Raw genomic sequence first — 6,829 nt, forward strand, 5'->3', positions numbered from 1 at the left:
TCAGCGGGCCGGTGGGCGCGGGAAGCCGCCGACCAGCTGCTCGAAGGCGTGCGCCACCTTCAGCGGCGTGGTGTCCTCGAACCGGCGTCCGACCAGCATCATCCCGACCGGCAGCCCCTGCGAGAGCCCGGCCGGGACGCTCGTGGCCGGGTGGCCGCTGACGTCGAACGGCGCGCAGTTGACGATCATCTCCAGCGCGCGGGCCACCCGGGTCTCCAGCGGGTCGTCCGGTGCCGGGATCTCGGGGGCGACCATCGGCACGGTGGGCATCACCAGCAGGTCGACGTCGGCCAGCGCGGCGTCGTACTGCCGGCGGACCTCGGTCGCCAGGTTCCGCGCCATCGCGTAGTGCCGGGTCTGCTCCTGCTCGAAGGACCAGCGGCCGGCCAGCGCCACCGCGGTCACGGTCGGCGACCACCGGTCGACCACCTCGCGCCGCTGCCGGCCGTAGTGCGCGACCAGCTCCGGGTCGTAGCGGCCCTCGTAGTTCCAGCCGTAGGCGTTGCCCTCGATCATCTGCACCGTCGCGCCGTCGGTGGCGATGACGTTCCAGACGTGCAGGGCGTGCCGGTGCCACGGCAGATCGACGTCCACGACCTCGATGCCGAGCTCGCGCAGCCGGCCGGCCGCCTCCCGCACCGTGTCGTCCACACCCGGCTCGGAGAGCTCCTCCCAGCCGAAGCCCTGCGCGACGACGCCGACCCGCAGCCCGGCGACGTCCCCGCCGAGCGCGGCGGCGTACTGCTCGGGGGCGAGGTCGGCCGGCTGGCGCGGGTCCTGGCCGTCGCGGCCGGCGAGGACGTCGAGCATCGCGGCGGCGTCGGCGACCGTGCGGGTCATCGGGCCCAGGTGGTCGAGGGTCAGCTCGATGGGGAACGCCCCCGTGTACGGGACCAGGCCGTGGGTCGGCTTGTGGCCGACGATGCCGGAGAAGGCGGCCGGCATGCGGATCGAGCCGCCCTGGTCGCCGCCGATCGCGAGGTCCACCTCGCCGGCGGCCACGAGCGCGGCGCTGCCGCTGGAGCTGCCGCCCGTCGTCCGGGACGGGTCCCAGGGGTTGCGCACCGGGCCGGTGACGGAGGTGTGGCTGCCCCCGGAGAAGCAGAGGTCCTCGCAGACGGCCTTGCCCACGACCGTCGCGCCGGCCTCGAGCAGCCGGGTGACGACGGTGGCGTCCTCGCGGGGGACGAAGCCCTCCACGGTGTACGAGCCGTTCATCATCGGGACACCGGCGACCTCGACGTTGTCCTTGACCGCCACCGTCCGGCCGGCCAGCGGCCCCTCGGCGGCCCCGCGGATCTCGGTGGTGACGTACCAGGCGCCCAGCGGGTTGTCGGCGTCGGCCGGCCGGGTGCTCGGCCGGTCCGCGGGCGCCTGCGGGGCGATCCCGGCGTAGAGCTCCTCGACCGCGTCGTAGGAGGTGAGGAACGCGGCGACGATCGGGGTGTAGGACGCGACGTCCTCCGCGCTGGGCTTCATGCCGTAGCTGGCCGCCAGCGCGGCGACCTCGTTCTCGTCCGGCGGGCGTACGGGCACGGCGACCTCCAGTGCTGCGGCGGGTGTGCTGGGCAAGCTAGCGATGCCGCGGCCGTGCTGTCACCGGGAACGGGACCGGCCGGACGGCCGGGGAGAATGCCCGCCCGTGGAGATCATCGCCGCGGCCGGAGAGGCGCTGCGGGTGCCGGCCCCCGTCGACCTCGCCGCGATCGTCGTCGGTGCGCTCACCGGCGGCCTGCTCGCCGCGCGGGAGGGGTTCGCGGTCTCCGGCGTCCTGCTGCTGGCGGTGAGCGGCGGGCTGGGGGGCGGGCTCATCCGCGACGTCCTGCTGGCCCAGGGCCCGCCGGTCGCGCTGACCAACCCGGCCTACCTGCCCACCGTGGCGATCACCGCGATGGTGACCTTCTACTTCTCCGGCTGGCTGTCCCGGCTGACCGGGCTGCTGGTCGTGCTCGACGCGGTCACCCTCGGCTTCTTCACCGTCATCGGCGCGCAGAAGGCGCAGCTGGCCGCGCTGCCCAGCGCGTCGGTCGTCTTCGTCGGCACCGTGACCGCGGTGGGTGGCGCGCTCATCCGGGACGTGCTGCTCGCGCAGCGGGCCGAGATCGTCCAGCCCGGCCCGTACAACGCGGTCGCCGCGCTGCTGGGTGCCACGGTCCTCACGGTCCTGGCCGGCCCGCTGGACATGGACCCGATCCCGGTGGCGGCGGTGGTCATCACCCTGGTGGCCGCGCTGCGCGTGCTGTCGGTGTGGCGGGGGTGGGAGGCGCCGGTGGCCCTCGACCTCCCCGGGCGGGCCCGCAGCCGGCTGGTCCGCGTGCGCCGCGGCCGGCGGGTCAAGCTGCGGCGCCGCAACCGCTAGCTGTACTGCTCATCTCTCGACGCCGGCCTCGGGGTTCACGTCGGGGGCCGGGGCGATGCCCGGCGGGACGATCTGCGGGCCCGCCTCGGCCGGGCGGGGCTCGGCCTGGGTGTGCAGCCGGACGGCGAGCAGCGCGACGTCGTCCTCCGCGTCGGGCAGGAACAGCCGCTCGAGCACCCGGTCGCACAGGCTCTCCAGCGGCAGCCCGGCGTTCTCGCGCAGCACCGCGACCAGCGCCTCGGTGCCGGCGTCCAGGTCGCGGTCGCGGCGCTCGACGAGTCCGTCGGTGTAGAGGAACACGGTGGTGCCCGCCGGGAGGACCGCCACCCGGTCGCCCCGCGACCGCGAGGGGTCCACGCCCAGCAGCAGGTCGGCCGGCCGCCCGTCGAGGACCTCGACCGTGCCGTCGGGCGAGACGACCACCGGCGGCGGGTGCCCGGCACTCGACCAGCGCAGCCGGGTCTGGTCCAGCCGCAGGTCGGTCTCGTCCTGCTCCAGCCGGGCGACCAGCGCGGTGGCCAGGGTGTCCAGGGCCAGCCCGCGGATGGCGCGGTCGAGTTCGCCGAGCACCTGGGCCGGGGTGGCGCCGCTGGAGTAGCTGATGCCCCGCAGCAGGCCGCGCAGCTGGCCCATGGCCGCCGCCGCCCGGCTGTCGTGGCCGACGACGTCGCCGATGGCCAGCACCGTGGCACCCCCGGCCTCGAGGAAGGCGTCGTACCAGTCGCCGCCGATCTCCGCGCCCGCCGCGGCCGGCACGTACCGGACGACGATCTGGCAGTGGTCGGGCTCGGGCGGGGCGGTGAGCATGCTGTGCTGCAGCGCGTCGGCCAGCACCCGCTGCTGGCCGTAGAGCCGCGCGTGGTGCAGCGCCAGCCCCGCCCGGCGCCCGACCTCCACCGCGGTGTCGATCTCGGCCTGCGAGTGCGGTCCGCGGGCGGCGCCGCTGAACAGCCCGAGCGCGCCGAGGACCTGCCCGCGGGCCACGAGGGGCACGACCACGCCGGCGGCGACGTCCAGCCGGTCCAGCAGCTGCCGGGTCGCCGCCTCCGGGATGGCCCGCTCGATCCGCGCCGCGTCGATCTGCGGCAGCACCAGCGGCCGGCCGGTGCGGGTGACGACGTTGGCCGCCGCCTCGTCGGTCATCACCGCGACCATCGAGTGCACGTACAGCTCGAGCTCCGCCCGCAGCTCCGGGTCGCGGTGCGCCGAGGCCATCTCGTGCAGCCGCCCCTGCTCGTCGGTGACGACCAGCCAGCACCAGTCGCCGAGCGTGGGGACGACGAGGTCGGCGAGCTGGCCGACCTGCTGGGCGATGTCCAGGCTGCCCGACAGCACCCGGCCGGCGTCGGCGAGCAGCTGCAGCCGGGAGTTGGCCTCCACCATCGCGGCGACGGCCTCGGCGCGCACCCGGTCGGCCTGCAGCCGCGACGTCGTGAGCGCGATCTGCGCGGTGAGCCCCTCGAGGAGCTCGACGTCGGGCTCGGTGAAGGTGTGCTCGGTGGTCCAGACGACGGTGAAGCTGCCGATCAGCCGGCCCTCAACCCGCAGCGGCAGGGTGGCCAGTGCCCGGGTCTGCAGCACCGCGTTGATCTCGGCCATCCGCGGGAAGCGGGCCTCGGCCTCGGCCGCGTCGGTGAACATCAGCCGCTCGCCGTAGCGGGCGACGTGCTGGATCGGGAGATCGTCGACGTCGTCCATCGGGACGCCGTCCAGCGGCAGCTCGACGCCGACCTCGCGGGACACCACGTCGAGGATGCGGCGCGTGAGGTGCAGGTAGAGGTGCTGGTCCTGCGGGTCCTGCACGGCCAGGCCGATGGCGTCGGCACCGAGTGCCCGCGCGCCGCGCAGGGCGATCTCGGCCAGCTGCGGGATGCGGGTGGCGTTGGCCAGCTGCGCGGCGACCTCGGCGATGGCCGCGGCCCGCTGCACCGCCGACATCCGCCGCTCGGCCTCCTCGCGGGCGGCGGTGACGTCGATGACCGTTCCGAGCAGCCGCACCGGCTCGCCGCGCGGGTCGCTGATCACGCGGCCGCGCGACACGGTCCACAGGTAGGTGCCGTCGACCCGGCGCATCCGGGCCTCGGTCATGAACTCCGCGCGCTGCTCGATCGCCGTGCGCATGGCCTCGACGACGGCGGGGCGGTCGTCGGGGTGGACGTGGTCGGCCAGCACGTCCTGCAGGGAGGTGTGCTCGACGGAGCCGTCCAGGCCGAACAGCGCCGCGCAGCGCTCGTCCCAGAGCATCGTGCCGGTGTGCAGGTCGCGCTCCCAGATGCCGATGGAGCTGGCCTCGAGGGCGATGTCCAGCCGGGCCAGCGAGGTGCCGATCGCCGTCCGCGCGGCGGAGAGCTCCAGCTCGGCGATGACCGAGTCCGCCAGCTGCTCCAGCAGGGCGGCGTCGTCGTCCGACCACGCGCGCGGCACGGCGTCGTAGACGGCCAGGACGCCGACGACGTGCCCGGATCCCGCGACCAGCGGCACGCCCAGGTAGGCCGCGACCTGGCCGGAGGTGACCGCCGGCAGCCCGGCCACCGAGACCAGCGCCCGGGCGTCGGGGAGGACGAGGGGCGCCCCGCGCCGCACGGTGATCGCGGAGATGGCGCCGGTCAGCAGCGCCGGGCCGCCGATGACGCCCGGGGGCAGGCCGTGGCCGCCGACCACCGTGTCCTGGTCGGTGAGGATGGTGACCTTGGCGTGGCCGGCGCCCACCAGGCGGGCGGCGAGCTCGGAGAGCCGGTCGAACGCCGCCGCGCCCGGGACCTCGACCAGCAGCCGGCGGGCGGCGGCGATGCGCTGGGGGTCGCGGAGGACGTCGGGGGCACCCGGCGACGAGGACGCCAGTGGCGACGCCATGCTCCCCCCTTCCGCTGCTGCAGCGGACTCCGGCTGCTGACCGCGACAGCCCCATGCTGTCACGCGCGCGCGATCAGGGACCGGACCGCCCGAGACGCCCGTCACCGGTGTCGCTCCCCCGCCGGGGTGAGCCCACCGGGACGCCGGTCAAGCGGCCCTGGTGGCGGGCCGATGGGACGGCATGTCGGTGATGCGGACGAGCCACCTCCCGGACTGCCGTCCGCTGCTCGCCGACCCCGACGACCTGACCATGGTGTTCCAGCCGATCGTCGACCTCGCCGCCGCGCGCGTCGCCGGCTACGAGGCGCTGTCCCGCTTCCCGGGCACCGCGGGGCCGGACGTGTGGTTCGCCGCCGCGGCCGAGTGCGGCCGGGCCGCCGAGCTGGAGGCCCTGGCCATCGTCAAGTCGCTGGCCGCCGTCCCGTACCTGCCCGGCGACACGTTCCTGACCGTCAACGTCAGCCCGCACCTGCTGGGCAGCGAGCCGGTGCAGGACGCGCTGGCCGGCCGTCCGGACCTGCACCGGGTGGTCGTCGAGCTCACCGAGCACACCCCCGTCGACGACCTGGGGGCACTGCGCCACCAGGCCGACGAGCTGCGCGCCCGCGGCGCGCTCATCGCCCTGGACGACGCCGGCTCCGGGTACTCGGGGCTGCAGCAGATGGCGACCGTCCGGCCGCAGCTGGTCAAGCTCGACCGCGCGCTGGTGACCGGCATCGACACCGACCCGGTCCGCTCGGCGCTGACCGAGATGGTCGGCGAGTTCGCCGGCCGGATCGACGCCTGGCTGCTGGCCGAGGGGATCGAGACCCCCGGTGAGCTGGCCGCCTTCATCCGCCTCGGCGTCCCGCTGGGTCAGGGGTGGGTGCTGGGCCGCCCGGCTCCCGACTTCGCCCCCCTCGCCCCGGAGGTCGTGCGGCTCGTGCAGGCGCAGGCCGCCCGCGCGCGGCTCACCGAGAGCGTGGCCAGCCTGCTGCGTCCGGTGCGCCAGTGCGGCGCGGACGAGCCCGCAGCCGGCGTCCCGCCCGCCGTGCTGGTGGGCGACCTCGGGAACCCGGTGGGGCTGCTCCTGGCCGACGCCCGGACCGGCGCGACGTTCACCGCGCCCGTGTCACTGCGGGTGCACCCGTCCGCGGGCGTCACCGAGACCCTGCAGCGGGCCCTGACCCGGCCCCCGGCGCAGCGCTTCGACCCCGTCGTCTGCACCGACCCGACCGGCGCCGTCGTCGGCCTGCTGCGCGTCGAGGACCTCGCCTCCGCCGCCTCGGCGCGCTGACCCCCGATCCCCCGTCCGCCCGCCCTGGCGTCCCGGGCGGCACCACCCACGACGAGGAGTCCCCATGAAGACCTTCGCCTGCGGCGACGTCATCCCCGGGTGCAGCGCCCGCTTCTCCGCTGCCGACGAGGGCGGCATCCTCTCCGCGGTCGCCGGCCACGCGGCCGCGGACCACGGCGTCACCGATGTCCCCCCGGAGCTGGTCGCGGCCGTCCGCCAGCACATCCACGCGATCTGATCCACCGGGGGGGGGGGGGGGGGGGGGGGGGGGGGGGGGGGGGGGGGGGGGGGGGGGGGGGGGGGGGGGGGGGGGGGGGGGGGGGGGGGGGGGGGGGGGGGGG

The 6,829-nt window shown here is 76.1% G+C and carries 5 protein-coding genes; 3 read left to right on the forward strand and 2 right to left on the reverse strand.

What is annotated here, in order from left to right; translation table 11 throughout:
• A complete protein-coding gene (locus ACI784_RS07895; protein WP_457013057.1) occupies positions 1–1,536 on the reverse strand; it encodes an amidase in 1,536 nt (511 codons plus the stop codon).
• A 106-nt stretch (positions 1,537–1,642) separates the two neighbouring features.
• On the opposite strand from ACI784_RS07895, the gene ACI784_RS07900 reads away from it, so the two are divergent.
• Positions 1,643–2,359: a trimeric intracellular cation channel family protein gene (locus ACI784_RS07900; protein WP_456922769.1), complete on the forward strand. Its 717-nt coding sequence runs from the start codon at positions 1,643–1,645 to the stop codon at positions 2,357–2,359.
• A gap of 9 nt (positions 2,360–2,368) precedes the next feature.
• Here ACI784_RS07900 and ACI784_RS07905 read toward each other — a convergent pair whose 3' ends face one another.
• A complete protein-coding gene (locus tag ACI784_RS07905) occupies positions 2,369–5,212 on the reverse strand; it encodes a SpoIIE family protein phosphatase (RefSeq protein ID WP_457013058.1) in 2,844 nt (947 codons plus the stop codon).
• A 190-nt stretch (positions 5,213–5,402) separates the two neighbouring features.
• Here ACI784_RS07905 and ACI784_RS07910 point away from each other — a divergent pair, with 190 nt between their 5' ends.
• Both ACI784_RS07910 and ACI784_RS07915 read left to right on the forward strand, forming a co-directional pair.
• On the forward strand, positions 5,403–6,488 hold the full coding sequence (locus tag ACI784_RS07910) for an EAL domain-containing protein (protein WP_457013059.1): 1,086 nt from the start codon (positions 5,403–5,405) through the stop codon (positions 6,486–6,488).
• Between the two features lie 64 nt (positions 6,489–6,552).
• The gene (locus ACI784_RS07915) at positions 6,553–6,726 is read left to right on the forward strand and encodes a DUF1059 domain-containing protein (RefSeq protein WP_456922773.1); all 174 of its coding nucleotides are present in this window, start codon (positions 6,553–6,555) and stop codon (positions 6,724–6,726) included.
• Positions 6,727–6,829: the final 103 nt, after the last annotated feature.

It is taken from the genome of Geodermatophilus sp. SYSU D01186, assembly GCF_054050215.1.

Coding starts and splice junctions, on each gene's coding strand:
- ACI784_RS07905 (WP_457013058.1), bottom strand. CDS start 5,212: ATGGCGTCGCCACTGGCGTCCTCGTCGCCGGGTGCCCCCGACGTCCTC.
- ACI784_RS07910 (WP_457013059.1), top strand. CDS start 5,403: ATGCGGACGAGCCACCTCCCGGACTGCCGTCCGCTGCTCGCCGACCCC.
- ACI784_RS07915 (WP_456922773.1), top strand. CDS start 6,553: ATGAAGACCTTCGCCTGCGGCGACGTCATCCCCGGGTGCAGCGCCCGC.